At 33.8% G+C, this 25446-nt stretch carries 24 protein-coding genes and 2 tRNA genes; 17 read left to right on the top strand and 9 right to left on the bottom strand.

The window, feature by feature from the left end; all coding sequences use genetic code 11:
* Window positions 1–18: 18 nt before the first annotated feature.
* Window positions 19–2004, top strand: coding sequence for an excinuclease ABC subunit UvrB (uvrB, locus tag CRN91_RS06850; RefSeq protein WP_114115690.1), 1986 nt, complete (start codon window positions 19–21; stop codon window positions 2002–2004).
* 16 nt (window positions 2005–2020) lie between these two features.
* Here uvrB and CRN91_RS06845 read toward each other — a convergent pair whose 3' ends face one another.
* The 4 genes from CRN91_RS06845 to CRN91_RS06830 all read right to left on the bottom strand — a co-directional run bounded on the left by CRN91_RS06845 (window position 2021) and on the right by CRN91_RS06830 (window position 5891).
* A complete protein-coding gene (locus CRN91_RS06845) occupies window positions 2021–3562 on the bottom strand; it encodes a SulP family inorganic anion transporter (RefSeq protein ID WP_114115689.1) in 1542 nt (513 codons plus the stop codon).
* 25 nt (window positions 3563–3587) lie between these two features.
* Window positions 3588–4688: a chorismate synthase gene (gene aroC, locus CRN91_RS06840; RefSeq protein ID WP_114115688.1), complete on the bottom strand. Its 1101-nt coding sequence runs from the start codon at window positions 4686–4688 to the stop codon at window positions 3588–3590.
* A 108-nt stretch (window positions 4689–4796) separates the two neighbouring features.
* The gene (locus CRN91_RS06835; protein ID WP_114115687.1) at window positions 4797–5438 is read right to left on the bottom strand and encodes a Rossmann-fold NAD(P)-binding domain-containing protein; all 642 of its coding nucleotides are present in this window, start codon (window positions 5436–5438) and stop codon (window positions 4797–4799) included.
* A gap of 9 nt (window positions 5439–5447) precedes the next feature.
* Complete coding sequence (locus CRN91_RS06830; protein ID WP_114115686.1) at window positions 5448–5891, bottom strand: DUF2141 domain-containing protein; 444 nt, start codon at window positions 5889–5891, stop codon at window positions 5448–5450.
* A 160-nt stretch (window positions 5892–6051) separates the two neighbouring features.
* On the opposite strand from CRN91_RS06830, the gene serC reads away from it, so the two are divergent.
* Window positions 6052–7131: a 3-phosphoserine/phosphohydroxythreonine transaminase gene (serC, locus tag CRN91_RS06825; RefSeq protein ID WP_114115685.1), complete on the top strand. Its 1080-nt coding sequence runs from the start codon at window positions 6052–6054 to the stop codon at window positions 7129–7131.
* Between the two features lie 2 nt (window positions 7132–7133).
* On the opposite strand, the gene CRN91_RS06820 is transcribed toward serC, so the two are convergent.
* A tRNA-Arg gene (locus CRN91_RS06820) sits at window positions 7134–7210 on the bottom strand.
* 102 nt (window positions 7211–7312) lie between these two features.
* Here CRN91_RS06820 and CRN91_RS06815 point away from each other — a divergent pair.
* From CRN91_RS06815 to pdxH, 9 genes are all read left to right on the top strand, one after another.
* A complete protein-coding gene (locus CRN91_RS06815; RefSeq protein WP_114115684.1) occupies window positions 7313–7816 on the top strand; it encodes a glycine zipper 2TM domain-containing protein in 504 nt (167 codons plus the stop codon).
* An 85-nt stretch (window positions 7817–7901) separates the two neighbouring features.
* Window positions 7902–8684 carry an SGNH/GDSL hydrolase family protein gene (locus CRN91_RS06810; protein WP_254424927.1) on the top strand — a complete coding sequence of 261 codons (783 nt, stop codon included), beginning with the start codon at window positions 7902–7904 and terminating at the stop codon, window positions 8682–8684.
* A gap of 56 nt (window positions 8685–8740) precedes the next feature.
* Window positions 8741–9445 carry an orotidine-5'-phosphate decarboxylase gene (gene pyrF / locus CRN91_RS06805; protein WP_114115682.1) on the top strand — a complete coding sequence of 235 codons (705 nt, stop codon included), beginning with the start codon at window positions 8741–8743 and terminating at the stop codon, window positions 9443–9445.
* Between the two features lie 11 nt (window positions 9446–9456).
* Window positions 9457–9533, top strand: a tRNA-Val gene (locus tag CRN91_RS06800).
* Between the two features lie 27 nt (window positions 9534–9560).
* Window positions 9561–10289: a hypothetical protein gene (locus CRN91_RS06795; RefSeq protein ID WP_114115681.1), complete on the top strand. Its 729-nt coding sequence runs from the start codon at window positions 9561–9563 to the stop codon at window positions 10287–10289.
* A gap of 120 nt (window positions 10290–10409) precedes the next feature.
* Complete coding sequence (gene msrA / locus CRN91_RS06790; RefSeq protein WP_114115680.1) at window positions 10410–11669, top strand: peptide-methionine (S)-S-oxide reductase MsrA; 1260 nt, start codon at window positions 10410–10412, stop codon at window positions 11667–11669.
* A gap of 53 nt (window positions 11670–11722) precedes the next feature.
* Window positions 11723–12331 (top strand): tetratricopeptide repeat protein, encoded by a 609-nt coding sequence (locus CRN91_RS06785; RefSeq protein ID WP_114115679.1) that lies wholly within the window; start codon window positions 11723–11725, stop codon window positions 12329–12331.
* 49 nt (window positions 12332–12380) lie between these two features.
* The gene (ubiM, locus tag CRN91_RS06780) at window positions 12381–13595 is read left to right on the top strand and encodes a 5-demethoxyubiquinol-8 5-hydroxylase UbiM (protein WP_114115678.1); all 1215 of its coding nucleotides are present in this window, start codon (window positions 12381–12383) and stop codon (window positions 13593–13595) included.
* A gap of 12 nt (window positions 13596–13607) precedes the next feature.
* A complete protein-coding gene (pdxH, locus tag CRN91_RS06775; protein WP_114115677.1) occupies window positions 13608–14243 on the top strand; it encodes a pyridoxamine 5'-phosphate oxidase in 636 nt (211 codons plus the stop codon).
* On the opposite strand, the gene aroE is transcribed toward pdxH, so the two are convergent.
* The 4 genes from aroE to CRN91_RS06755 all read right to left on the bottom strand — a co-directional run bounded on the left by aroE (window position 14224) and on the right by CRN91_RS06755 (window position 18247).
* A complete protein-coding gene (gene aroE / locus CRN91_RS06770) occupies window positions 14224–15036 on the bottom strand; it encodes a shikimate dehydrogenase (protein ID WP_114115676.1) in 813 nt (270 codons plus the stop codon). The genes pdxH and aroE overlap by 20 nt on opposite strands.
* A gap of 15 nt (window positions 15037–15051) precedes the next feature.
* Entirely contained in the window at window positions 15052–17262 is a 2211-nt protein-coding gene (locus CRN91_RS06765) for an Rne/Rng family ribonuclease (RefSeq protein ID WP_114115675.1), read from the bottom strand.
* The gene (locus CRN91_RS08675; RefSeq protein ID WP_168177018.1) at window positions 17186–17359 is read right to left on the bottom strand and encodes a hypothetical protein; all 174 of its coding nucleotides are present in this window, start codon (window positions 17357–17359) and stop codon (window positions 17186–17188) included. The genes CRN91_RS06765 and CRN91_RS08675 overlap by 77 nt, the downstream gene beginning before the upstream one ends.
* Before the next feature lie 168 nt (window positions 17360–17527).
* The gene (locus tag CRN91_RS06755) at window positions 17528–18247 is read right to left on the bottom strand and encodes a pteridine reductase (RefSeq protein ID WP_114116082.1); all 720 of its coding nucleotides are present in this window, start codon (window positions 18245–18247) and stop codon (window positions 17528–17530) included.
* An 87-nt stretch (window positions 18248–18334) separates the two neighbouring features.
* Between CRN91_RS06755 and CRN91_RS06750 the strand changes: the two genes are divergently transcribed.
* The 6 genes from CRN91_RS06750 to ftsA are packed head-to-tail and all read left to right on the top strand — an operon-like array spanning window position 18335 to window position 25446.
* A complete protein-coding gene (locus CRN91_RS06750; RefSeq protein WP_114115674.1) occupies window positions 18335–19426 on the top strand; it encodes a class I SAM-dependent methyltransferase in 1092 nt (363 codons plus the stop codon).
* 3 nt (window positions 19427–19429) lie between these two features.
* A complete protein-coding gene (locus tag CRN91_RS06745; protein ID WP_114115673.1) occupies window positions 19430–20224 on the top strand; it encodes an undecaprenyl-diphosphate phosphatase in 795 nt (264 codons plus the stop codon).
* A complete protein-coding gene (pepN, locus tag CRN91_RS06740) occupies window positions 20197–22737 on the top strand; it encodes an aminopeptidase N (RefSeq protein ID WP_371412784.1) in 2541 nt (846 codons plus the stop codon). Before CRN91_RS06745 ends, pepN begins: the two co-directional genes overlap by 28 nt.
* On the top strand, window positions 22737–23210 hold the full coding sequence (locus CRN91_RS06735; RefSeq protein ID WP_114115671.1) for a CinA family protein: 474 nt from the start codon (window positions 22737–22739) through the stop codon (window positions 23208–23210). The genes pepN and CRN91_RS06735 overlap by 1 nt, the downstream gene beginning before the upstream one ends.
* The gene (gene dusA, locus CRN91_RS06730; RefSeq protein ID WP_114115670.1) at window positions 23207–24187 is read left to right on the top strand and encodes a tRNA dihydrouridine(20/20a) synthase DusA; all 981 of its coding nucleotides are present in this window, start codon (window positions 23207–23209) and stop codon (window positions 24185–24187) included. Before CRN91_RS06735 ends, dusA begins: the two co-directional genes overlap by 4 nt.
* A gap of 38 nt (window positions 24188–24225) precedes the next feature.
* Complete coding sequence (ftsA, locus tag CRN91_RS06725; RefSeq protein ID WP_114115669.1) at window positions 24226–25446, top strand: cell division protein FtsA; 1221 nt, start codon at window positions 24226–24228, stop codon at window positions 25444–25446.

The raw sequence follows: 25446 nt of genomic DNA, 5'->3' as shown, positions 1-25446 counted from the left end.
AATCAAAAACTGCCAATAATGGCTAGAAAATTTCAACTCAAATCAAATTTTTCACCAAAGGGTGATCAGCCTAAGGCAATTAAAAAACTTCTCGATGGTATACATTCTGGTGAGAAGTTTCAAACGCTTATTGGGGTAACTGGTTCTGGCAAAACATTTACCCTCGCAAATGTTATAGAGCAAAGCCAAAGGCCAAGCCTAATTATGGCTCCTAATAAAACATTGGCTGCCCAACTTTATAGTGAGATGAAGGAATTTTTTCCAGATAATGCAGTTGAGTATTTTGTTTCTTATTATGATTATTATCAACCCGAGGCATATGTCCCTGCTTCAGATACCTTTATTGAAAAAGATGCATCAATAAATGAGCAGATCGAACAGATGCGACTATCAGCTACTAAATCTCTTCTTGAGCGAAAAGATGTAATTATAGTTGCTAGTGTTTCTGCAATTTATGGCCTTGGTGATCCTGAAAGTTACATGAAAATGTTGCTTCATTTAACAGTTGGTGAGATTACAAATCAGAGGGAAATCCTAGCAACCTTATCAAAAATGCAATATTCAAGAAATGATGTCACATTAATTAGAGGTCATTTTAGAGTTAAGGGAGAGGTTATTGATATTTTTCCTGCTGATTCAGAGGAGAGGGCGGTTCGTATAGAGATGTTTGATGATGAGATTGAGAATCTTTATTGGTTTGATCCATTAACTGGTGAAAAGCTCAAGGCACTTCAAAGGATAACTATATATCCAAAGACTCATTACGTTACTCCAAAGTCAACTATCATAAATATTCTTGATGATATTAAAGTTGAACTTGGTATCAGAAAAAAAGAACTTTTATCTCAGAATAAGCTTGTTGAGGATCAAAGACTCTCGCAAAGAGTTGCACAGGATATGGAAATGATGAGAGAGCTTGGATATTGCTCAGGTATTGAGAATTACTCACGTTACCTATCAGGTCGTAAGCCAGGAGAACCACCACCAACTCTCTTTGACTATATGCCAGAAGATGCCCTAATTATTTTAGATGAGTCTCACGTAACAGTAAGCCAGATAGGTGGAATGTACAATGGTGATAGAGCTCGTAAGACTACATTAGTTGATTTTGGTTTTCGTTTACCATCAGCGCTTGACAATCGTCCATTAAGGTTTGAAGAATTTTCAGAGCGTTTAAATCAATGTATTTTGGTTTCTGCAACCCCTGCTAATTTTGAATTAGAGGTTTCTACTGTAATTGCTGAGCAAGTTGTAAGGCCCACAGGACTTCTTGATCCTGGAATAGATATTCGTCCAGTTGAAACCCAGGTTGATAATCTTCTATCTGAAATCCATAAGAGGGTCAAAGTAAAGGAGAGAGTTCTAGTTACAACACTTACCAAGAAAATGTCAGAGCAGTTAAGTGACTACTTGAATGACCATAATGTGAAAGTTCGTTATCTTCACTCAGATATTGATACAGTCGAAAGGGTTGAAATTATTCGTGATCTGCGCCTTGGAATTTTTGATGTCTTGGTAGGAATTAATCTACTTAGAGAGGGCTTGGATATCCCTGAAGTTTCATTAGTTGCAATTCTTGATGCCGATAAAGAGGGTTTTTTAAGATCTGAGCGATCTTTAGTTCAAACTATGGGAAGGGCTGCAAGGCACATTAATGGTAGTGTTATTTTGTACGCAGATAGAATTACAAATTCAATGCAAAGAGCTATGGATGTTACCTCTAGAAGAAGAACTAAGCAGGAGGCTTATAATAAAAAATATGGAATAACGCCTATGGGAGTGGTTAAGCCAATTGTTGATATATTGGATACTGATATCTCTGCGTCTGATCTTTCAGAACTAGATTCAGAGACTATTCAGATTCGACTCTCTCCAGTCCAGCTTTCAAAAGAGCTAAAACGTCTTGAAAAAGAGATGTATAAATTTGCAGAGGATTTAGAGTTTGAGCAAGCAGCAGATATGAGAAATCAAATAAAGCGATTAAGGGACAGTCAGTTCAAATAGTATAATTTTTATTAAACTATATTGTGCCTTCAATTCTTGCTTTGGCTTTATCAATAGCAATATGATACTGAGGGTCCTCTAAGACATTTACCTCGACTAGATGCTTCGCTGTTTTTAAAAGTAACCTACATTCGGGACTGAGATGCATCAAGTGTAATTTCTTACCAGCTTTCTGATAGCGATCAGCAAGCTTATCGATTGCTTCAATAGCAGAATGATCAATTACCCTAGAGTCCCCAAAATCAATATAAACATTCTCTGGATCTTCTTTTGGGTTAAAGATAGCGTGAAAGGTATTGATTGATGCAAAAAATAAAGCCCCATGAAGTTTATAAGTCTTTTTACCTTCTGACTCATTTTCTTCGATGGAGGAAATTTTTCCTGCTGACTCCCATGCATATGAAAGAGCAGACATAATAACTCCTGCAATAACAGCAAGGGCTAAATTATCAGTTAAAACTGTAATAACTGCTACAGAAATACCAACAATAATATCTGGTAATGGTATTTTTCCAAATAAACGAAAAGAACCCCATTCAAATGTACCTATAACAACCATCATCATGACTCCAATAAGGACTGCTACTGGAATCATTTCGATGTACTTCGAAAGGTAAAGTATAAAAAATAGTAGAATAATTGATGCTGTAATTCCTGACAATCTTCCACGACCACCTGATTTGATATTTATTAAGCTCTGACCAACCATTGCGCATCCACCCATACCTCCAAAAAGACCAGTTACCGTATTTGCAACACCTTGTCCAATACATTCACGATTTGGTTGGCCTGTTGTTTCAGTTAGATCATCAATTAAGTTAAGTGTTAAAAGGCTCTCTATAAGCCCAACTAGTGCCATAACAATGGCATATGGAAAAACAATTTTAAGCATTTCTAAGTTCAATGGAACATCAGGAAGATGAAATGGAGGGAAGACTCCTCCAATAGGTGAAATATCTCCAACTGTCCTAGTATCAAGACCTAAAAATAAGACTGCAACTGTTCCAATAACTATTGCCACAAGAGTTGATGGTACTGCTCGAGTAATTTTAGGTAAAAAATGAATAATGGCCATTGTAATTGCAACTATTGCTAGCATAATTACTAAAGGAGTTCCGGTAATCCACTCTCCAGCGACCTTAAATTGTTTTACTTGAGATAGGAATATAACTATCGCTAGGCCATTAACAAAACCTAAAAAAACTGGGTGGGGAACAAGTCGAATAAACTTACCCATCTTCAATAAACCAAAAATAATCTGGATCAAACCAGTTAAGACTACTGCAGCAAATAAGTACTCAACCCCATGGAGTGCAACAAGGGTTCCAATAACCACAGCAATTGCTCCTGTAGCTCCTGAAATCATTCCTGGCCTTCCACCTAGAATTGAAGTAACAATACCAATGGTGAAAGCAGCATAGAGTCCAACCAAAGGATTTAATCCAGCTAGAAGAGCAAATGCAACTGCCTCAGGAACTAATGCTAGTGCAACTGTTAGACCAGACAGGATATCGTTTTTAGCGTTACTAGGAACGCGCTTATGAATTAGCTTGAACATTACTTCCTTTTAGATTGTCTAATAGCTATGCTTTTGAAGAAGGTATAGACGGGGTTGTTGAGGATACATCTAAATTTTGAGCACGATTTCTTAATGCATGATCCATTAGTGTAATTGCAAGCATCGCTTCAGCGATTGGAGTTGCTCTGATACCGACGCACGGGTCATGCCTTCCAGTAGTACTAATTTCCATAGCATTACCTTTTTTATCAATACTATCTGTTGCAAGGCGAATACTTGAAGTTGGTTTTAGTGCTATAGATATTAAAAGGTCTTGACCAGAACTTATCCCTCCGAGGATACCACCAGAATTATTTGAAACAAATCCTTCAGGAGTTATCGGGTCTCTATGGTCTGAACCTTTTTGATCAACAACAGCAAATCCTGCTCCAATTTCAACACCTTTAACTGCATTAATACTAAGCATTGCGTGGGCTATATCTGCATCAAGACGATCAAAAATTGGTTCTCCTAGTCCAGTAATCATATTACTTGCCACTATATTAATTCTTGCACCAATAGAATCACCCGATTTTCTGAGTTTATCCATGTAATCTTCAAGTTCGCTTACTTTAGAGGCATCAGGACAAAAGAAAGGATTATTATGAACTTCATTCCAGTCAAAGTTTTCAAATGTTATTGGCCCTAGCTGGGCTACATATCCATTTATCTCGATACCATATCTTGATTTAAGGTACTTCTTAGCTATTCCACCTGCTGCAACTCGAATTGCTGTTTCTCTCGCAGAAGAGCGACCACCACCACGGTAATCCCTTATTCCATATTTTTGTTGATAAGTGAAATCAGCATGACCGGGACGAAAAGAATTTGCTATATTTGTATAATCCCTTGGTCTTTGGTCCATATTTTCAATTACAAGAGCAATTGGTGTTCCTGTAGTAACGCCTTCAAAGGTTCCCGATACAATTTTAATTGCATCAGATTCCCTTCTTTGAGTAGTGTGTCTAGAACTACCAGGCTTTCTTAGATCAAGATCACCCTGAAGATCAGCTTCTGATAATTCCATTCCTGGAGGACAACCATCAACAATTCCAATAAGTGCGTCACCATGACTCTCACCCGCTGTTGTTAAAGTAAATAATTTTCCAAATGAATTACCAGACATTGTCAATTGATATGCTTAATTAGATGGTCAATATTATACCAGTGGCAGTTTTTATAACGACTAAGATTGTTATTGATGGTTTTTAAGTCAGTTTAAAACTTAAATTTGTTATTTTATAAAGTCGTCATAGTAATAGTAATTAACTCCTGGCTTACTTTTTAATGTAGAAACCATTTTTCTTGCTAAAACTTCAGCATTGATGCTTCGGTATTTTCTTGCAGAGCCAATAAGAATAAGGTCAAGAAATTTTGCAAGCTTCATGAATATTTTTTCAGATGTAGCCCTTTTTCTTCCTCCAGCTCCAGTTAAAAAGCCAGGTCTAAAAATATTTACACTCTCAAATCCAATATTAATAATAGCATCCTCAAGTTCACCTTTAACTCTAAGATAAAAGTTTTTAGAAGAACTATCAGCACCACCAGAAGAAATCAGAGTTAATTTTTTTGCGCCCGACTCAAACGCTTTTTTAGCAATATCAAGAGAATAATCAAAATCAACTCTTCGAAAATTATTTTTATTTCCTGCAATCTTCATAGTGGTTCCAAGGCAAATAAATGCATGATTACATGCTGGTAAAGACCCATCGATAAGAAAGGATTCAAAGTCAATGACAAGCTCTGTAGTTTTAGGGTGAAGACCTGAAATAGGCTTTCTATTTATTGCAATAACGTTATGGTTATCTTCACAAAGCTGATTTAAGATATTGTTACCAACAAGTCCAGAAGATCCTGCAATGATTGAAAGATGCATGTTAATTATTTAAGGTAATAATATCTCAATATTATTAATATCTTTATCCACATTAATCTTCATTTTTTCAAACTTTGGAGCACCCATCCCATTAAATTTATAAAATCCTGCTGGCTCTTTTGGAATGAAAAAGAAAAAGTCTAATTCTCCATTTCCATTTTTATCTTCAAAAGAAGCTAGAGCATATGAACCAGTAGGCTTATTAAAGTTAAATGGTACTTTACAGTCACCACTATTTTCGGGGTTAATAATAACTTCTTGACTATGAGTCATTCCATTGTTAAAGCCTGATTCTTCATAAATAAGGACATGCACCGCATGTTTATTTGAACAGCCTGTTACGGAGCCACTTACAGCATGAAGATGTTCATCAGCTAATGCAGCATTAGAGAATCCTTGGAAGGCAAATAAAGATAATACTAGTAGCTTAAAATTGTGTTTAAAAATATTCATATAGATATTATATAAAAAAAATAAATATAGATTTTAGTTCTTTTTAATAGTTGTTTCTATAAATTTTAATCACTTTCTTAATTTTATGAATTTATAATCAATTTGGTATAATTAACATCTCTAAAAAAAAATATTTTTTTAATAATTACGAAAAATAAATATGACAAAAGCATACAATTTTAGTGCTGGTCCCGCTATGCTTCCAAGCGAAGTCCTTAAAAAAATTAATGAGGAGCTTTTAGAATATAGAGGAGCTAAAGCCTCAATAATGGAAATCTCACATCGTGGTGAGGATTTTATGGAGGTTGCTAGAAAGTCAGAACAGGATTTGAGGGACTTACTTAGTATTCCAAATAACTATAAAGTTTTATTTCTTCAAGGTGGAGCTTCAGCTCAATTTTCAATGGTTCCTATTAACCTTCTTAGAGGAAGAAATATTGCAAATTATGTCAATACTGGACTTTGGTCAGAGAAGGCAATTAGTGAGGCAAGTCGTTACTGTGATGTAAATATTTGTTCAGATAGTTCAAATAATAACTTTACTGATATTGAGGATTTTGAAAAATGGAATATTAATGAAGATGCAGCTTATCTTCATTATGTTTCTAATGAAACTATAGCTGGTTTAGAATTTGATTATATTCCTGAAGTTAAGATGCCATTGGCGGCTGACATGTCTTCAACGATTCTTTCTCGTGAAATTGACGTAACAAAATTTGGAGTTATTTATGCGGGGGCACAAAAAAATATTGGACCGTCAGGACTAACTATTGTTATTGTTCGAGAGGATTTATTGGGACAAGTAGTTAATGGTCAGCCAAAACTTTTTGATTACTCTACACAGGCTAATAATGAATCAATGTTTAATACTCCAACAACCTTCTCGTGGTATGCGGCAGGCTGCGTATTTGAGTGGCTTAAGGAGCAGGGTGGTTTAAATGTAATACAAAAAATTAATGAAGAAAAAGCAAAAACACTTTATGCTGCAATTGATAATAGTGATTTTTATTTAAATAAGGTATCCATTAGATATCGCTCATTAATGAATGTTCCATTTTTTTTAGCGGATGAAAATCTCAATACCTTATTTTTAGAAAAATCAAAAGAAGCTGATTTGTTGGCATTAAAAGGGCACCGTAGTGTTGGTGGTATGAGAGCTAGCATATATAATGCAATGCCAAAAGAGGGTGTCAATGCTTTGGTTACTTTTATGAAAGATTTTGAAAAGAAATTTGCATAATGTGGCGCCCTGGGCAGGATTTGAACCTACGACCCCTCGCTTAGGAGGCGAGTGCTCTATCCAGCTGAGCTACCAAGGCAAGTGTTATATTATTGCCAGTTATGATTGTTAATTCAATGAAAAAATATTAAAAAAGTATATAATTCACATTATAGGGGCTAAATATTACTGGAGTAAAGTTATGAGAAAAATTTTAAAAAGTTTAATAATTATGTCATTTATATTAGCATCTCAGCTTACTTTTGCAGGAAGTTTTGTCGATTCAGCAACCGTAACTTCTGTTGAAAAGGTCTTTAAACAATATAGAGTTGATGAGCCATATCAAGAATGCTATATTAAAGAATCCGTTCAAAGTGGTGATGGAAGTGCAACAAATGAATTAATGGGCGCTGTCCTTGGAGGTGCTATTGGAAATAAACTTGGTGATGGTGATGGTAAAGATGCTATGACAATATTTGGTGCATTTTTAGGAGCATCACTAGCAAATGATGCTGAAAAAGCTAATGGAACAGGAGCTGTTGTTAGTCAAGAAGTATGTGAAAATAAAGTTAGGCAAGTTATTGAAAAAAGACTGAGCCATTATAGAGTTACTGTTGATTATGATGGACGTGAGGTTTCCTTCTCTAGTAAGAAAAGACCTTATGATGACGTTATCAAAATTGAAGTATCGATAGAAGGTCTTTAATGTATATGTAGTATTGACCTCTATGGGTTCTTTCTTTTTAATAATATTAATAGCTGTAATAATAATTGCAGCTATTTTTTTTTATGTGTCTTCAATAATAGCAACCCCACCAAAAGATAGGGCTATAGATTTTATAGAATCAGACCGTTTAAAAAAAGGACGAGTTATTGCTTGTATTGGAGATTCTTTAACTCATGGCAATATTGGTGAATGTTGGGTTGACAGCCTACGACAAGAGTATCCAAATGATAAATTCCTTAATGAAGGTATTAATGGTGATGTTGTATGGCAAGTTCATCAAAGATTGGATTCAATATTAGCCTGTAAACCTGATGTTGTAACCATAATGATTGGCACAAATGATGCATTGGCATCGCTTGATAAAAATTCAGGAGAGCGTTATAAAAAAAATAGTCAGTTACCCGAAATCCCTACTTTAGAAAGATTTAAAGAGCTATTACCAGAATTAATAGATCGCCTTAAAAATGTTCCTAAACTTGCAATTTGTACTCTTCCTCCAATTGGTGAATATAAAGATTCAGTAAACAATAACCATATAAAAAATTTTAATGAATTCATAGAGCTCACTGCAATTAAAAAGAATATTACTCTTCTACCTATCTCAGATTTAATTTGGTCTGAATTAGCAAATAGAGACTATCCATTAAAAAATGACTTTAACCCAAAAACTATAACAATACTTCGTCGAATATTTGGAGGTATATATCATCATTACGTCTTTAAGAGGTCATGGGATAAAATTTCTAAGTCCAATGGGCAATGGATATTATTTGATCAAATACATTTGAATGAGCGGGGTGCTAAAGTAGTTTTTAAAAAAGTTAAAGAGTTTATTTCTTCAGATTAATTCTTGGCTAATACTCTCAAGTATAATTTTATTTATACATTTTTTTATAAGTTAAGATGAAAGATATAAATATTGAAGACCGTTTAATTTTTGCTCTAGATGTGCCAGAGGTTTCAAAAGCTAAGGAAATAGTAGTTGAACTTGATGATAGTATTAATTTCTATAAGATTGGTATGGAGCTTTTAATGACTGGTCAGTACTTTGAGTTATTAGATTGGTTAGTAGCAAAAGATAAAAAGGTTTTTGTTGATTTGAAATTTTTTGATGTACCTGAGACTGTTGGGAGAACAATTGCAAGACTAAGTGAGTATGGTGCAACTTTTGCAACTATTCATGGTAATCAAGCTTTAATGGAAAAAGCTGCTGAAAATAAAAATAATTTAAAAATACTTGCTGTTACAGCGCTTACAAGTCTTGATAGAGGGGATTTGGATGATCTAGGCTTTAAGTGTAATGTGAAAGATTTAGTTATATCAAGGGCCAAAAGGGCTTTTGAGGCTGGCTGTGATGGAATAGTTTCATCGGGTCTTGAAGTGCCCTATATTAGAGAATATGTTGATAATAAATTAATTGCAGTTACTCCAGGAATAAGACCAGTAGCTAATGATGATGACCAAAAACGAGTTGTTGATGTTTCAACTGCTTTTAAAAGTGGGTCTGACTATATAGTTGTTGGAAGGCCAATTAAAAATGCTGAAAATAGATATCAAGCTGCATCAAATATTCAAAAAATCATCAAATCTACTTTCGAAGCAGTATAATTTTCCATAGCAGTCGCGTAACTCAGTTGGTTAGAGTGCCACCTCGACAAGGTGGAAGTCGTCAGTTCAAATCTGACCGTGACTACCACTTTATTTTAATTTAAAGAGTAAAAAAATGAAAAAAATCATTATTATCTTATTTCTATCTATTGGTTTAATTGGTTGTTCTGCAATAGATTATTCTGAACTTTCTATGCCTAAAAATCCTATCGATACTGAAGTAGAAAGGATTTTTGCTTTAAACCTATCTCATGATGATAGTATTATTGAGGCTCAAAAAAACTATAATCCTGATTTAGTTGCATCAGTAGTTAAAATTCTCAACAAGAAAAAAGAGAAGATTGATGCTGATTTATTAGAGGCTGGACTGACAGCTGAGTATGCTGAAAAAATCCAAATATCAGATAATAAATTAAAGTTTGTTGCTTCTAAAATATCGGATACTCAGAATAGAAGTATGATCGGTGATCCTGATACATTTGATTATTTTTTAATTGGTATTAAAGATAATAATGATAGTTCTACAAATCATATTGTTAATTTATCTATTACATATAAATCAGAGGAAAAGAGAAGCTATTCTTCAGCAAGCTTTTGTGATAAGTGGAATACTTGTGACGATGAAAACTCAGTTAATATTAATTTAATTTCATCTAATGCTTCTGGCTGTTCGTCTACTTATTGTGATTATAATGAGGTAGTTGAGTTAGATTTAACTGATGAATTCTTAAGAAAAAATATGGAAAAAGACTTATCAATAAAGTTTAATTCTCTTGCATCAAAATCTAATAAAATTTCTTTTCCCTCAGCCTATATTAAAGGATATCTAAAAATTGTGAACTAAATTATTGAATGTATTTTTGATAATTACCTTTTGAATCTGTCTATTCTTCACTCATTCAACACCTTATATTCGTTTATAAGGTGTAGAATCCATTTTTTTTAAATATTTAAGGATTATCCAGTGATTTTAGAAATTTTTTTTGCTGCAGGTTGTTTTTGGGGTGTCGAAAAAAACTTTGAAAGTTTTGATGGCGTTATAGATGTTGTCTCTGGTTATTCAGGTGGTAATTATGAGAACCCAACATATCAAGATGTTCTTAATAATAGGAGAAATGGACAAGGCGAAACCTTTCTATCTATTCTCAAAAACATAGGTATGTCAGATGAGGAAAAAGAAAATAGTAATACTCTAATTAATCATACTGAGACTGTAAAAGTTGTTTATGACTCTAGTAAAGTCTCTACAGAGACTTTAATAAAAAATTTCTGGGAGATTCATGACCCAACTCAGATGAATCGCCAAGGCAATGATGTTGGTAATAATTATCGCTCTGCTATTTATTGGACAACTGATAAACAAAAAGAAATAGCTATTAAAACTGGACAAGAGTTTCAAAAGCTATTAAGTGAAAAAGGATATGGGCAGATCGTTACAGAAATGTCTGCTTTAGAAAAATTTTGGCCTGCAGAGGATTATCACCAAGATTATTTACGTTTTAATCCAAATGGCTATTGTCCTGACCATTCTACTGGTGTTGCTTTTCTTACACAAAATTCAATTGAGAGTCCCTTAGATAAGATAACTCCACTTGGGGGCAAGGAGATTATAGTTATTGGTCCTGAAATTGAAGGTACTTGTTTATTTTGTATTGAGTTTGAGAAAAAAGTAACGTCAAAGTATGCAGGAACCATTCCACTAAGATCTACGCCAGCATCTGCGCTAAGTGGTTTTGAAATAGAAACACCAACATGGGCTACTCCTACAATTTTTCTTATTGAAGATGGTAAGGAGGTTTGGGCTCATCAGGGCATAATGTCGTCAGAAGATTTTTATAAAGCACTTGGTGATTTTAAATTAGGTATTGGCTCTGAAGCTCATAATGTTGCATTTAATGATGGAACGGATAAAAGATTTTGTGTCCAATATAAGATTTTTAAAGATACTCCAGAAGGTATTTTTGTAGATAAGTTATCTGGAAGGCCGCTCTTTGATACGGCTGATCGATTTGACTCTAAGTCAGGCTGGCTTTCTTTTACAAGACCAGTAGATAATGAAGTGTATGAGCTAATAGATAAAAGTTATGGAATGGTTCGTACTGAAATAAGATCTGTCAGTTCTGATATCCATCTTGGTCATGTTTTTAATGATGGTCCAGACGGAATGCCAAGATATTGTATCAATGCAACAGTACTTGAATTTGTTCCAAGGGATGATGTATAAACACTGAAATAAACTGTAAAATCTTATTGGATTATTAAATTAACATTTACATAATGAAATACTTATTAATATTTACCATTTTTATTTCTATCTCTTCGCCAGTTTTTTCAGATACTAGTTTGTACGATAGAGGCCGTGCTTTTTTTTATGGTGATGGTGTGGAGCAAGACTATAAAAAGGCCCTTTTTGCATTTAGACAAGGCTCAAAATCTGGTGATCTTGATTCTATGACAGCCTTAGGTATTATGTATATTGTTGGAATTGGTGTCGAAAATGATAATTCAAAAGGACTTGAATATTTAAATAAAGCTGCAAACTTATCACATCCAAAAGCTCAGTATTATCTTGGTGCAATGTATTATTTAGGAATTGGGGTAACAACGGATTATGATAAAGCATTTGGTTGGATTAGTTTAGCTGCAAATCAGGACTATCTTTTTGCTCAACACAATCTTGCTGAAATGTATGAAACTGGGAAGGGTGCTTCACAAGACTATAATAAAGCCTATGAATATTATATTACGGCTGCTAGAAGGGGTTATTTAGAATCTCAAATTAAGGTTGCTGAAATGTATAAAGAGGGAATTGGGACTGAGAAAGATCTTGGTAAAAGTGCCTACTGGTTGAAGCAAATTGCAGAATCTAAGGATTCTAGTCAATAGGTTATATCTTAATTTACCATCATCACAAAGGATAAAAATAAATACTTTGATGAATCAAAAAACTACAGAAAAAGATTTTGATATTATAATTATCGGTGCTGGTCCTGCAGGCCTTAGTTTTGCATGCTCTCTAGCTAATCAGAACCTAAAAACTCTTATTGTTGAAAAGTCTCCTATTTCGACAATTAATAATCCTAAGGCGGATGGAAGAGAGACTGCTTTGACTCATAATTCATTAAAGATTCTTAAAAAAATGGGTGTTTGGGATTTAATAGATGCATCCAAAGTAAGTCCTCTGAAACAGGCAAAGGTTTTTGATGGAGATTCTGAGTCTTTATTAAATTTTGATACTAAAAAATCTAAAATCGACGCTCTAGGCTATCTTGTTCCAAATAATTTAATAAGATTAGCATTATTTCAAAAAGCTTCAAAATTAGAAAATCTTACCTTTATTAATGACCTTTCAGTTGATGATATCAATACGAATATAAGTGAGTCAAGCATTACTCTTTCTGATGGTCAAATCATAAATTCAAAGCTAATTGTTGCAGCAGATAGCCGCTTTTCTGAAATTAGAAGAAAGATGGGTATTCCCTCAATGATGAAGGACTTTTCTAAGGTAATGATAATTACAAGGGTGTCCCATGAGAAACCACACGATCATACTGCTTTAGAATGTTTTAATTATGGACATACTTTAGCTCTATTACCTCTTAATGGTGACATTTCTTCAGTAGTTCTAACGGTTCCAACAGATCAGGCGGATGAAATGCTTGAAATGGATGAAGAAAAATTTTGTGAGATGACAAGTGATGGTTTTGGTGGAAAACTAGGTCAAATGAAACAAATTGGACAACGATTCTCTTACCCTTTGGTTGGTGTATATGCTCAGAAGTTCATATCAACAAGATTTGCACTTATTGGAGATGCAGCTGTTGGAATGCATCCAGTAACTGCCCATGGTTTTAATTTAGGCCTCAGAGGGCAAGATATTCTTTCAAATTCAATTATTAAGGCCATTAAGACTGGTAATGATATAGGTTCAAGTATTGTTTTAAAGGAGTTTGAAAATAAGCAGATACATCTTTCAAGAATTATGTATTTTGGCACTAATGGTGTTGTTTCCTTGTTTACAAATGATGCTGCTGCCTCTAAGCAAATTAGAAGACTGGTCTTGAAGTTTGCAAATCGCTTTCCTCCAGTTAAGTCTTTAATAACAAAACATCTTACCGAATCTAAAAAAAGCAATTTAATTCCTTTCTAATGGAGATTAGTTATGAATGGTGATTTAAGTAATCTAAGGAAAGAGTACCTAAAGAGTGGTATTGATAAAGATGAGCTTGATATTGATCCAATTAAGCAGTTTTCTATATGGTTTGATCAGGCGATGCAAGCTGGACTAATTGAGCCAAGTGCAATGAGTCTTGCAACAGCTGACAATGAAATAGGTATCCGTACAGTTCTCCTTAAGTTTTTTGATGAGAAAGGCTTTGTTTTTTTTACAAACTATGATTCAAAGAAGTCTATACAAATTGAAAAGAGACAGCAAGGTGCAATTCTTTTTCCTTGGTTAGCACTTGAAAGGCAAGTAAGAATTATAGGTAATATTGAAAAAATTACAAAGAATGAATCTTTAAAGTATTTTCAATCAAGGCCAAGAGACTCACAAATAGGTGCCTGGGCATCCAAGCAATCCTCAAAAATTGATTCTAGAGATGTCTTGGTTGATCAGTTTGCCTCAATGAAAAAAAAGTTTGAGAATAAAGATATTCCATTGCCAGATTTTTGGGGTGGTTATAGGCTGGTACCAAATTCTATTGAATTTTGGCAAGGAAGAGAAAACCGACTTCATGACCGTATCATTTATGAAAGAGAAAATGACGGATGGAATACTAGTCGACTTTCGCCCTAATTAATTTAATTACCTCTTTAGTATCTGGAGTTTTGCTATGCCAGAAGGTAAATGAGCTAGCAGCCTGCTCTACTAACATTCCCAGACCATCACTCACTTTTGAGGCAGAATTTTCTTTTGCCCACTTCATAAAAGGCGTTTCAACACCATACATCAAGTCATAACAAAATGCACCTTGAGCAACGCCACCAGTAATTTCAGGCATTTTTCCATCAAGTGAGGCACTTGTAGCATTAATAACAATGTCAACTGACTTGGCTTTAATTTGATTAAGTCCAAAGCCGCAAACTTTTCCATATTTAGAAAATTTTTGGGATAACTTTAAGGATTTTTCTTTTGTTCGATTTGCAAGTAATATCTTCTCAGGATTACAATCTAGAATTGGCTTCAATATTCCTTGCGTTGCTCCACCAGCTCCAATAATTAAAACTTCTTTACCTTCAAAAGATTGTTGTAGATTATTTTTAAAATCATTAACTAGTCCAATTCCATCAGTATTGTCACCAATAATTTCATTTCTTTCAACTTTAATGGTATTTACAGCACCTGCTACCTCAGCGTTTAAAGTTAGCTTAGAACAAAATTCATAGGCATTTACTTTATAAGGCAAGGTAATATTAAATCCTAAGCCACCTGATACAATAAAGTCCATAGAATCTTTAGCAAAACCACCAAGTGGTGATAGAATTTTTTCATAAGAAATAGATAGCCCAAACTGCTCAGCAAATTGGGCATGAATCATGGGCGATAAGCTATGATGAACTGGATTTCCAATCACGGCATATTTCTTCATAAAGACATAAGAATTTTATTCATCCAATTTTTTAGTAGTTTTTTCTAAGTTTTTATTAACAGCTTTTTTTGCTGGTTTACGTGCAGTTTTCTTAGCTGGCTTTGGAATAACATTCTCAGGAGTCTTAGTCACAACATTCTCAGGAGTCTTAGTCACAACATTCTCAGGAGTCTTAGTCACAACATTCTCAGGAGTCTTAGTCACAACATTCTCAGGAGTTTTAGTCACAACATTCTCAGGAGTCTTAGTCACAACATTCTCAGGAGTCTTAGTCACAACATTCTCAGGAGTCTTAGTCACAACATTCTCAGGAGTTTTAGTCACAACATTCTCATTAGCATTAGTTATATTAGATACATTTTTTTTATGTTGAGAATTAGGATTACTTTTTAGATTCTTATTCCTATTTTGATTGTTAGTATTTTTTGAATTATCACTAATATTTGTGTTTTCTTGAGCAGCTTGATTCCGATTCTGATTACGGTTACGATTCCGATTCTGATTACGGTTACGATTCTGATTCTGGTTCCTATTTTGAGGCCTAGTATTCCTAGCAGGTGTCGATGATTTCTTTTCAGAAGAAAAAATATCAGATAATTTAGTCATAAATGAAACTTTCTTTTCTGGCATTTTAGTAGTAGGGTGATTTACTGAAATTGCCGGAAGGTCTGGTTTATCAATATAGTTAATTTCATTAGGATTTTCTTGTGGTTTCGATACACCCTGGAAGCTCTTATGATGGGATCTCTTGTCACCTTTTTGTTTATTTATAGTGAAATGAGGAAAATGCATATATTGATTTGGGAGAAGAGTTATCTTAAGGTCATTCTTTTGCTCCATTTCAATTATATTTTGTCTTTTTTCATTAAGAAGATAGGTAATAACCTCAACACTTGATTGTATTGTAACGTCGCCTCCATTTTTTGAGGAATTAAGAGAATCTTCAAGCTGACGAATGATTCTTAATGATAAAGAAGGGATGGTTGGATTTGTTCCACTTCCATTACAAACTGAACAAGTTTTTCCAGTTGATTCTGCTACCGAGTTCATTAAGCGTTGTCTGGATAGTTCCAATAAACCAAATCTTGATATTGTTCCTATTTGAACTCGAGCTCTATCATTAGCAGTAGCTTTTTCCATTAACTTTTCAATTGATTTTCTATTTGATTCTGATGCCATATCAATAAAATCAATAACCACTAGACCACCGATATCTCTTAACTGAAGTTGTAATGCAATTTCTTCTGCCGCATCAAGGTTTGCTTTATGAGCTGTATCCTCAATGCTTGTTCCTCTTGTTGCCCGTGCAGAGTTAATATCAATGGCAGTTAATGCCTCTGTAGCATCAAAAACAATTGTTGCACCAGACTTCAATGAGACTTCTCGATCAAAAACACTTTTAACTTGAGATTCAACACCCATATGAGCAAAAAGAGAGTGTTCAGTAACATCAAAGAATTTAATCTTATCTAGATAGTGAGGCATTACAAAGCTTATAAAGTCTCTTGCTTTTTGATAAGTTTCTAAATCATCGATAATAACACTATCGGTATCCTCTCTAAGATAATCACGAAGTGCTCTAACTGTAATATCACTCTCTTGATAAATTAGGAAGGGACCATCCTGGCTCTTGGTGGCAGTCTTAATTGATTTCCATAATTGAGTTAAATGATCAACTTCCCATTGCAATTCAGTAACACCTCTTCCAGCACCTTCTGTACGGATAATCAATCCAGAATGTTTTGGCACTGTAAGTTTTGGTAGAAGATTTTTTAAGTCTTGACGTTCAGTAGCATTAATTTGTCTTGAAATACCTGAACTTTTAGGATTATTTGGCGTAAGAATCATGTAAGCTCCAGCTAAATTTATATAAGTACTTAATGCGGCTCCTTTATTGCCCCGTTCTTCCTTTTCAACTTGAATAATTATTTCCTGCCCTTCTTTAAGGACATCACTAATTGCTAGCTTCTCTCCCTTTGGTTTTACACCATCTGAAAAAAATGGAGAGATCTCCTTGAAAGGCAAAAAACCATGCTTATCCTTACCATAATCGACAAAAGCCGCTTCAAGGGATTGCTCAACACGAGAAATCTTTGCTTTATAAATATTGCCTTTAGTCTTTCTATTTAGGCTTGTTTCTATATTAAGATCAGTAAGCTTTTGGCTCCTGACGATTGCCACCCGGATCTCTTCCTTGTGGATAGCATTTATGAGAATGTGATTCATTATGAAGTCCTATAATATCTGGACTATTGAGAACATACAAAGCCTCAACACTTAAGTGCTGGATTCGAATATAAGTTTGATTGTTAAAATTCATCAATTACTAAAATATGGTTTTGTACAAGGCATCAATAAGCCCATAAAAAAATACCTTAATTACAATATTTCTTTTTTTCTATATGTTGAAACTATTGTAAAAAAAATTCTTGTTTGTCGAAAATAAATATCAACAAATGAATTATACCATGTTTAGATAAATTTAAGTTTCTTACTGAGCTAGAGTTCGACCTCCATCTACATTTATAGTTTGACCTGTTATGTAGTTAGCATTGGCTAAAAAAAGAACAGTATCTGCTATATCTTTTGGAGAGCCTTGACTATTAAGAGGAATTTTTTTAAGCATTAAATTTTTATCATCATCAGTCAGTTGTGCATCCTGCTCAGGCCACAAAATTGATCCTGGTGAAACACCATTTACTCGAATACTTGGAGCAAGCTCTTTAGCAAGAGTCTGAGTAAGCATTTTAAGACCAGCTTTAGAAATATTATAGATGGCATGTTTTTCTAGCGGGCGCTCAGCATGAATATCTATTATATTAATAATAGATCCATTTTGAGAAGATAGTTTTTCACTTAGCCCCTTTGCCAGAAAGAAAGGCGCCTTTAGATTAACATTTAATATGCTATCCCAGTGTTCTGGGCTACTTTCACCAATAGAATTTGGATAAAAGACTGATGCATTATTGACTAATAAATCTAGAGAGTCTATTGAATCATTAATCATATCAATTGATGCAATATTTGAAAGGTCACAAACAATAACCTTTGCTGAGTTTTCTCTCAAATTATTGAGGTCATTGCAAAGTTGATCTGCTATTTCTTTAGAGTTGTTACAATGAATAATTACTTGATAATTATTTTTGTGAAGCACTCTGATTATTTCAGCACCAATTCGAGCAGAGCTGCCTGTAACTAATGCAGTTTTTATATCTTTATTCATAATTAATTAAGGGTTAGTAAGTAAATTTTGTTTTTTAGCAAATAAAGACAATGACAGTATAAAATAATTTTCAATATGAGCTTACAAGATATTATATCTAAATCCATAACTGAAAATGCAAAGCCCATCGGCTTTGACGTATTTATGAACTTTGCTTTGTATCATTCAAAGTTTGGCTATTATCGTTCAAATAAAAGCATAATTGGTAAGCAGGGAGACTTTATTACGGCACCTGAAATATCTGACTTATTTGGATATTCAATAGCCAGACAATGTAAACAAATTCTCAATGAAGGAGATATATTAGAATTTGGAGCAGGGAGTGGTGTTTTATCTTCTCAAATTTTATTTGAATTAGCAAGGTTGGATTGTGTACCCAATAAATATTTTATTATTGAGTTAAGTGCAAGGCTAAAAATAATCCAGAGAGATACTATCAAGAAAGTATTGCCAGAGCTCATTGATCGAGTTGAATGGCTAAGTGAACTTCCAAAAGATTTTACCGGTGTTGTTATTGCTAATGAGGTTCTTGATGCTATGCCTGCAAAAAGAGTAAGGTTTTCTAATGGCAAATTTAATGAACTTGGGGTTGGTTTCAATAAAGATGGTTTTTATTGGAGGGGTTTTGATGTGCCTTTTGCAAACGATTCAGTCAGATTACCTCATGATGTTGAAGAGGGGTACACAACAGAAGTAAATTTACATGCCATGGCATGGATTAAATCATTATGTGATTCAATTAAAGAGGGGACAATTTTACTTATTGATTATGGAATGGATCGTAGTGAATATTTTCACTCGCAACGAAATGATGGTACCTTAAAGTGTTTTTACAAACATAAGGCTGGCAATGATCCTTTTTGCAATATTGGTATTCAAGATATTACAACCTCAGTTAACTTTTCCGACATTGCAGACTCTGCAATTAAATCAGGTTTTGAGGTTTCAGGATACTGCACTCAAGCAATGTTTTTAATATCTTTAGGAATTGAAAAGTATCTTTTAAATGAAAAAGATACTAATATTAGAATTGACCTTGCACAGCAGATCAAGCAACTAATCCTGCCAAATGAAATGGGTGAGATTTTTAAAGTGATGGCATTATCTAAGAAACAAGCAGTAAAATTAGACGGTTTTAAAGAGCAAGACCTTACTAAAAAACTTTAATAAATGGATATTACTCAGACAATTACCCTAGCATTAATTCAAGGCTTGACAGAATTTCTTCCTATATCTTCTTCTGCTCATTTAGTTATTCTTCCAAAGTTCTTAGATTGGCCTGATCAGGGACTTGCATTTGATGTCGTTCTGCATTTTGCAACATTGTGTGCAATTATTTTCTACTATAGAACGACTTTAGTTGTTATTTCTAAAGATTTTTTTAGTTCTATAGTTAATAGGAGATTAGAGGGAGAGGCAATGCTTGCCTGGGCAATCTTATTAGGTACTATCCCCGTTGGGCTAACTGGAATTTTATTTGAAGATTATATTGTTTCAAATTTTAGGAGCTATCATGTGGTAGCATTTGCAACGATTTTTTTTGGAATATTACTTGGTTTCTCAGATTGGATTCAAAAAACTATTGGAAAAAGTAGAGATTTTATTCGTGGTTCGGATATTCTAATAATTGGCTGTTTTCAAGCCTTGGCTTTAATACCAGGAGTCTCACGATCGGGAATAACTATTACGGCTGCTTTATTTATTGGCTTATCAAGAGCTTTGTCAATTAAATATGCATTTTTATTGTCAATTCCAGTAATTACACTCGCAACTCTATTAAAAACTTTTGAATTATCAACTGTGGCCAGTCAGGTTGATTGGACACTGCTATTAATGGGTTTTATAATCGCATTTATTGCTGCATACACAACAATAGTATTTTTTATTCGTTTAGTTGAAAGAATTGGCTTTATGCCATTTGTTATTTATAGAATTTTATTAGGAGCATTACTATTTCTACTTTAAAGCCAAAACCAATTTATCGCAAAAATTATACAGCTAGCTCGCATCTTATAAAAACTACTAAGCTCAGCTTTGATCTTAAAGAGGATGAAACTATTGTCACTTCTCAAATTTCTTTTTATAAAAATCCTAATTCTGAGGAATTAGTAAAGGAGCTTTTTTTAAATGGAGAAGCTTTAGAGCTAATATCTATTGAAGTTGATGGTAAGAATGCCAATTATGAACTCTTGAATAATGGTTTGTCACTTTTAAATCCACCAGATGCATTTATATTAGATGTTAAGGTTCGAATTCATCCTGAGAGTAAAACTGATCTGAATGGCCTTTATCAGTCCAGTGGAAATTTTTGTACACAATGCGAGGCAATGGGTTTTAGAGAAATAACTTACTTCTTAGATAGACCAGATGTTCTAAGTGTTTTTACTACTACAATAAATGCAAATAGGGATAACTACCCAGTACTCCTTAGTAATGGAAATTTAGTTAGTGAATCAGCTACTCAGGCTATTTGGCATGATCCTACTCCAAAGCCATGCTATTTATTTGCGCTAGTTGCCGGTAAATTAGATTATCTGCAAGACAGCTTTATGACTTCAACAGGAAGAGAGGTTGATTTAAGAATTTATGTTGAGCCGCATAACATGCATAAAACTGCTTTTGCAATGGAGTCTCTTATAAAGGCTTTTAAATGGGACGAGCAGAGGTTCAATTTGAGTTATGATTTGGATATATATATGATTGTTGCGGTTGATGATTTCAATATGGGTGCAATGGAGAATAAAGGTTTAAATATTTTTAATTCTGATTGTGTCCTTGCTAATCAAGAAACATCTACAGATTCTAGCTTTATTCGAATTGAATCAATTATTGCTCATGAGTATTTTCATAATTGGACTGGAAATAGAGTCACTTGTCGGGATTGGTTTCAGTTGAGTCTAAAAGAGGGATTGACTGTTTTTAGAGATCAAGAGTTTTCTTCTGATTTGCGTTCAAGAGCTATTCAAAGAATTACAGATGTTAATCAATTAAAGACCAGACAATTTGCTGAAGATGCTGGCCCTATGGCTCATCCAGTTCGACCAGAATCTTATATTGCAATGGATAATTTCTATACATCGACTGTTTATGAGAAAGGTGCAGAAGTTATTCGTATGATTCATACCATTCTTGGTGAAGAGGGTTTTCAAAAAGGTATGGGGCTGTATTTTGATAGGCATGATGGCGATGCAGTTACTATTGATGATTTTGTAGCAAGCATGGCAGATGCAAATAATTATAACTTTGAAAATTTTATGCCCTGGTATAGTAAATCTGGAACACCTGAAGTGAGTATTGAAGATGAGTATGACTCAAGTCAAAATATTTATCGTGCAACATTTACCCAAAAAAATCAAACAGAACCTTTTGTAATTCCAAATAATTTTGGCTTATTGAGTGCCGATGGTATAGAGCTTGATTCAGGAATGATTCTAGTTGATGAACTTGTTAAAACTTTTGAATTTAAAAATATCAAAGCAAAACCAATAGCCTCATGGTTTAGGGGTTTTTCAGCGCCTGTTAAATTTAACTCTAATCTTTCAATAAGTGATAGGATTTATCTTGCATCTGGTGATAGTGATCCATTTAATCGGTGGGATAATGTTCAAAGTCTCTGGTTGGAATATATATTAAATTCTGAGCACGTTGAAGAGCAAAAACTCTTTGAAATGATCAAAAATATTTTTAATAAAGACTCTGACTTTGCCTTACTTTCTGAAATGATAAGCCTTCCCTCTGAGCAAATTATTCATCAGCATGTTGGAAGAATTAATGTTAAGCAGGTCCACTTGCAGAGAGAGACCTCTATTCTTTCAATAAGTAAGGCATTAAAAGAGCTTTTTTATGATACTTTCCAAAAATTAAATTATAAAAAAGATTATGATTTATCTTCCGCTTCTGTTGGTGAGCGAGCATTGAAAAATAAATGTTTAAGTTTTTTGGTCAAGCTTGGTGAATATGAATTAGCCTTCAAGCAATATAATAATGCTGACAATATGACTGATCAATTTAGTGCTTTTCAATGCCTTTTAGACTCTTCAAGTCCATATAAAGAGGAAGTAATTGAAAGGTTCTATAGTCAACATAAAAAAGATGCTCAGGTAATGGACAAATGGTTCAGCGCTCAAAGTATTTCTTCCAGTACTTCTGTTGCAGATATTAGAAAACTAATGAAGCACAACTTATTTAAGATGACAAACCCAAATCGAATTAGATCTGTAATGGGCTCTTTCACTCAGAATAGCATTCAGTTCCACTGTAAAGAAGGATACCAGTTAGCTACTGAAGTTATACTAGAGCTCGATTCATTAAATCCTCAAATTGCAGCAAGGTTTGCAGGAATTTATAATCATTGGAGGCGCTTTATAGATGATTACTCTTCACTTCAAGAGGATCAATTAAAGTTAATTCTTGATTCACATAAGTTAACAGATGATGTTTATGAAATTGTTAATACTGCCCTTAAAGGAAATAGCTAGTGTCATACCTTAAAGCCAAACATCTTTCAGAGCTCTTAATTTCTAAAAGTTTAACGATTGCTGTTGCAGAGTCTTGCACTGGGGGAGCACTATCAAGCTCACTTACTTCGATTTCAGGAGCTTCAAGTTATTTTAATTGTGGCTTTATAACTTATAGTAATAACTCAAAAGTTCAAATGCTAGGGGTCAATATGCAAGCTATTGAAACCTTTGGAGCTGTCAGTGAAAAAGTTGCTCGTGAAATGGTTATTGGTGCGGGAGAAAAATCACAAAGTAATTTAGCAGTATCAATAACTGGTATTGCAGGACCTTCTGGTGGAACTCCTGAAAAACCTGTAGGAATGGTTTGTTTTGGTTTTTTTCTAAACGGTGACAGTACTTCAACTACGCAATTTTTTAAAGGATCAAGATCTGAAATAGTGTCTGAAAGTATTTCGTTTGCTTTAGAAGGTTTGACCTCGATGGTGTCATGAATTCTTCAGTTGTATCAATAGCTCCAATGATGGATTGGACAGATAAACATTGTCGATATTTCTATCGCCTTTTAAGTAAAGATGTTCATCTTTATACTGAAATGATTACCTCTAATGCAATATTAAGAGGTGATAAAAACCGTTTATTAGATTTTAATGCCAGTGAAAATCCACTTACACTTCAGCTTGGGGGAAGTGATCCAAAAGAAATGGCAGAATGTGCTTTAGTTGCCAAAGAGTGGGGCTATGATGAGGTCAATATAAATGTTGGTTGTCCATCTGATAGGGTTCAATCAGGAAGTTTTGGAGCTTGTTTAATGAAAAAACCTGATCTTGTAGCATCATGTGTTGAAAGTATGATGGATAAATGTGATATTCCAGTGACCGTTAAGAGTCGCATTGGGATTGATGATATGGAGAGTTATGATCAGCTTAGTGATTTTATTTCGTTAATTTGTAACAAAGGTTGTCAGCATTTTATCGTTCATGCACGAAAAGCCTGGCTGCAAGGATTGAGCCCAAAAGAAAATCGCACGATACCACCTCTTAACTATGAATGGGTGTATCAACTAAAAAAAGACTTTCCTCAACTTCAAATTACAATAAATGGTGGTATTGAAAGCTGTAGTGATATTAAAACACATCTTAATTATGTTGATGGTGTTATGCTTGGAAGGGCTGCATACCATAATCCATTTTTATTAAGAGAAATTAACACTAGTATTTTTAAGAATGAAGATAGTCAAATAAGTCGTGAAATTTTTTTAGAAGAATATATTGATTATATTAATATTCAACTTAAAATTGGAGTTCCAATGAGGTCAATGACTCGCCATGTGCTGGGCATGTATCATGGTGAAAGTAATGCTAAATTGTTTCGACGTTTGCTTAGTGGCAAGACAGTTGAAATAGATCATTTAAATGAATGGTTAAATTTTAAAAAAAATACTGTAACCAACATAGATTCTAATGAATAGTTTGGTAAAATTTTTGTATAAAAATTTAAAGATAACATATGGCAGGTAACAATTTTATTGCAAGTCTTGATATTGGGACCGATAAGGTTGCTCTATTGGTTTCTGAAGTTGAAGATAGCGGCCATCAAAAAATTATTGCTCATAATATTTGTTCCTCAGAAGGAGTAAGAAAGGGATCAATTCATTCAATTGAAGCTTTATCAAGAACTCTTTTAAAACTAGTTAATCAAACAGAGAATAGTTATAGTTTGAATATGGGTTTATTTAGGGTTAATTTATCAGATAGTCATCTGACATGCACTGATGGAAAGGGCAAGATTCCTATTGATGGGATGATTACAAAAAATGATTATGATTTAGTTAGGAAAACTGCTACGGCAATGTCCACTCCTACAAATAAACTAAAACTTCATACAATTAACAAGAAATTTATTATTAATGAAACTTTTGTTGTTGATGATCCAATAGAGATGGAAGCGGAGGTTTTAGAATCCAAAGTTCATATTGTTACAGTCTCAAGTGCAAGTGTAAGAAATATTGAAAATTGTCTTAAACAAAGTAATTTAGAGGTTGATGATATTGTATTAAATCCTATTGCTAAATCTAATGCACTATTAAGTCAGGACGATAAAGATAATGGTGTATGCCTAATTGATATTGGTGCTGGAGTTTCTAGTTATACTATTTTTGATGGAGAGGGTATAGTTCGAAGTGGCATTATTCCAATGGGTGGTGATGAGATTAATCAAGAAATTGCATATGCATTTGATACTTCTATTGAAGAGGCAAAAAGGCTAAAAGAAAATTATGGAGTTGCAAAATCATCAACACTCAAAGAAGATAGTTTGATTAATTTTAAACAATCCACTAATAATGACGATCATCAACTATCTTGTCTTCAATTATCAGAAGTTATAGAGGAGGCTTATAGGGAAATTCTTACATTACTTAAAAATGAGTTGAAATTTCATAATCTTGATGGCATTATTAAATCAGGATTTATTCTTTCAGGCGGTGGTTCAGAAATTAATGCTTGTGAAGAGCTTGTTAGAGATTTTTTTACTCGAAGAGTTAAAAAAGGCATGATTCAACGATCAAAGATTTCTGGTTTAGAGACTGTATTGACTGATTATAGATATGCCGGCGCAATAGGACTTTTATTAAACACTAAGGATATGAATCTATCTGATAAATCTATTTCAAAGGGAAATAAAGGTGTTATAGATAATATTAGAGAAAAAATAATAGGAAACTTTTAG

Source organism: Candidatus Thioglobus sp. NP1 (genome assembly GCF_003326015.1).
Lineage (GTDB): Bacteria > Pseudomonadota > Gammaproteobacteria > PS1 > Pseudothioglobaceae > Pseudothioglobus > Pseudothioglobus singularis_A.
The sequence above is the reverse complement of the archived record's forward strand: the minus strand, read 5'-3'. Positions and strand labels throughout refer to the sequence as shown.

What these genes read in the sequence shown, in the direction of transcription:
- CRN91_RS06765 (WP_114115675.1), bottom strand. Translation starts at nt 17,262, where the DNA reads ATGAATCACATTCTCATAAATGCTATCCACAAGGAAGAGATCCGGGTG.
- CRN91_RS06750 (WP_114115674.1), top strand. Translation starts at nt 18,335, where the DNA reads ATGAGCTTACAAGATATTATATCTAAATCCATAACTGAAAATGCAAAG.
- pyrF (WP_114115682.1), top strand. Translation starts at nt 8,741, where the DNA reads ATGAAAGATATAAATATTGAAGACCGTTTAATTTTTGCTCTAGATGTG.
- CRN91_RS06830 (WP_114115686.1), bottom strand. Translation starts at nt 5,891, where the DNA reads ATGAATATTTTTAAACACAATTTTAAGCTACTAGTATTATCTTTATTT.
- uvrB (WP_114115690.1), top strand. Translation starts at nt 19, where the DNA reads ATGGCTAGAAAATTTCAACTCAAATCAAATTTTTCACCAAAGGGTGAT.
- CRN91_RS06795 (WP_114115681.1), top strand. Translation starts at nt 9,561, where the DNA reads ATGAAAAAAATCATTATTATCTTATTTCTATCTATTGGTTTAATTGGT.
- CRN91_RS06845 (WP_114115689.1), bottom strand. Translation starts at nt 3,562, where the DNA reads ATGTTCAAGCTAATTCATAAGCGCGTTCCTAGTAACGCTAAAAACGAT.
- CRN91_RS06745 (WP_114115673.1), top strand. Translation starts at nt 19,430, where the DNA reads ATGGATATTACTCAGACAATTACCCTAGCATTAATTCAAGGCTTGACA.
- dusA (WP_114115670.1), top strand. Translation starts at nt 23,207, where the DNA reads ATGAATTCTTCAGTTGTATCAATAGCTCCAATGATGGATTGGACAGAT.
- CRN91_RS06815 (WP_114115684.1), top strand. Translation starts at nt 7,313, where the DNA reads ATGAGAAAAATTTTAAAAAGTTTAATAATTATGTCATTTATATTAGCA.
- pdxH (WP_114115677.1), top strand. Translation starts at nt 13,608, where the DNA reads ATGAATGGTGATTTAAGTAATCTAAGGAAAGAGTACCTAAAGAGTGGT.
- CRN91_RS06785 (WP_114115679.1), top strand. Translation starts at nt 11,723, where the DNA reads ATGAAATACTTATTAATATTTACCATTTTTATTTCTATCTCTTCGCCA.
- CRN91_RS06835 (WP_114115687.1), bottom strand. Translation starts at nt 5,438, where the DNA reads ATGCATCTTTCAATCATTGCAGGATCTTCTGGACTTGTTGGTAACAAT.
- ubiM (WP_114115678.1), top strand. Translation starts at nt 12,381, where the DNA reads ATGAATCAAAAAACTACAGAAAAAGATTTTGATATTATAATTATCGGT.
- serC (WP_114115685.1), top strand. Translation starts at nt 6,052, where the DNA reads ATGACAAAAGCATACAATTTTAGTGCTGGTCCCGCTATGCTTCCAAGC.
- aroE (WP_114115676.1), bottom strand. Translation starts at nt 15,036, where the DNA reads ATGAAGAAATATGCCGTGATTGGAAATCCAGTTCATCATAGCTTATCG.
- ftsA (WP_114115669.1), top strand. Translation starts at nt 24,226, where the DNA reads ATGGCAGGTAACAATTTTATTGCAAGTCTTGATATTGGGACCGATAAG.
- aroC (WP_114115688.1), bottom strand. Translation starts at nt 4,688, where the DNA reads ATGTCTGGTAATTCATTTGGAAAATTATTTACTTTAACAACAGCGGGT.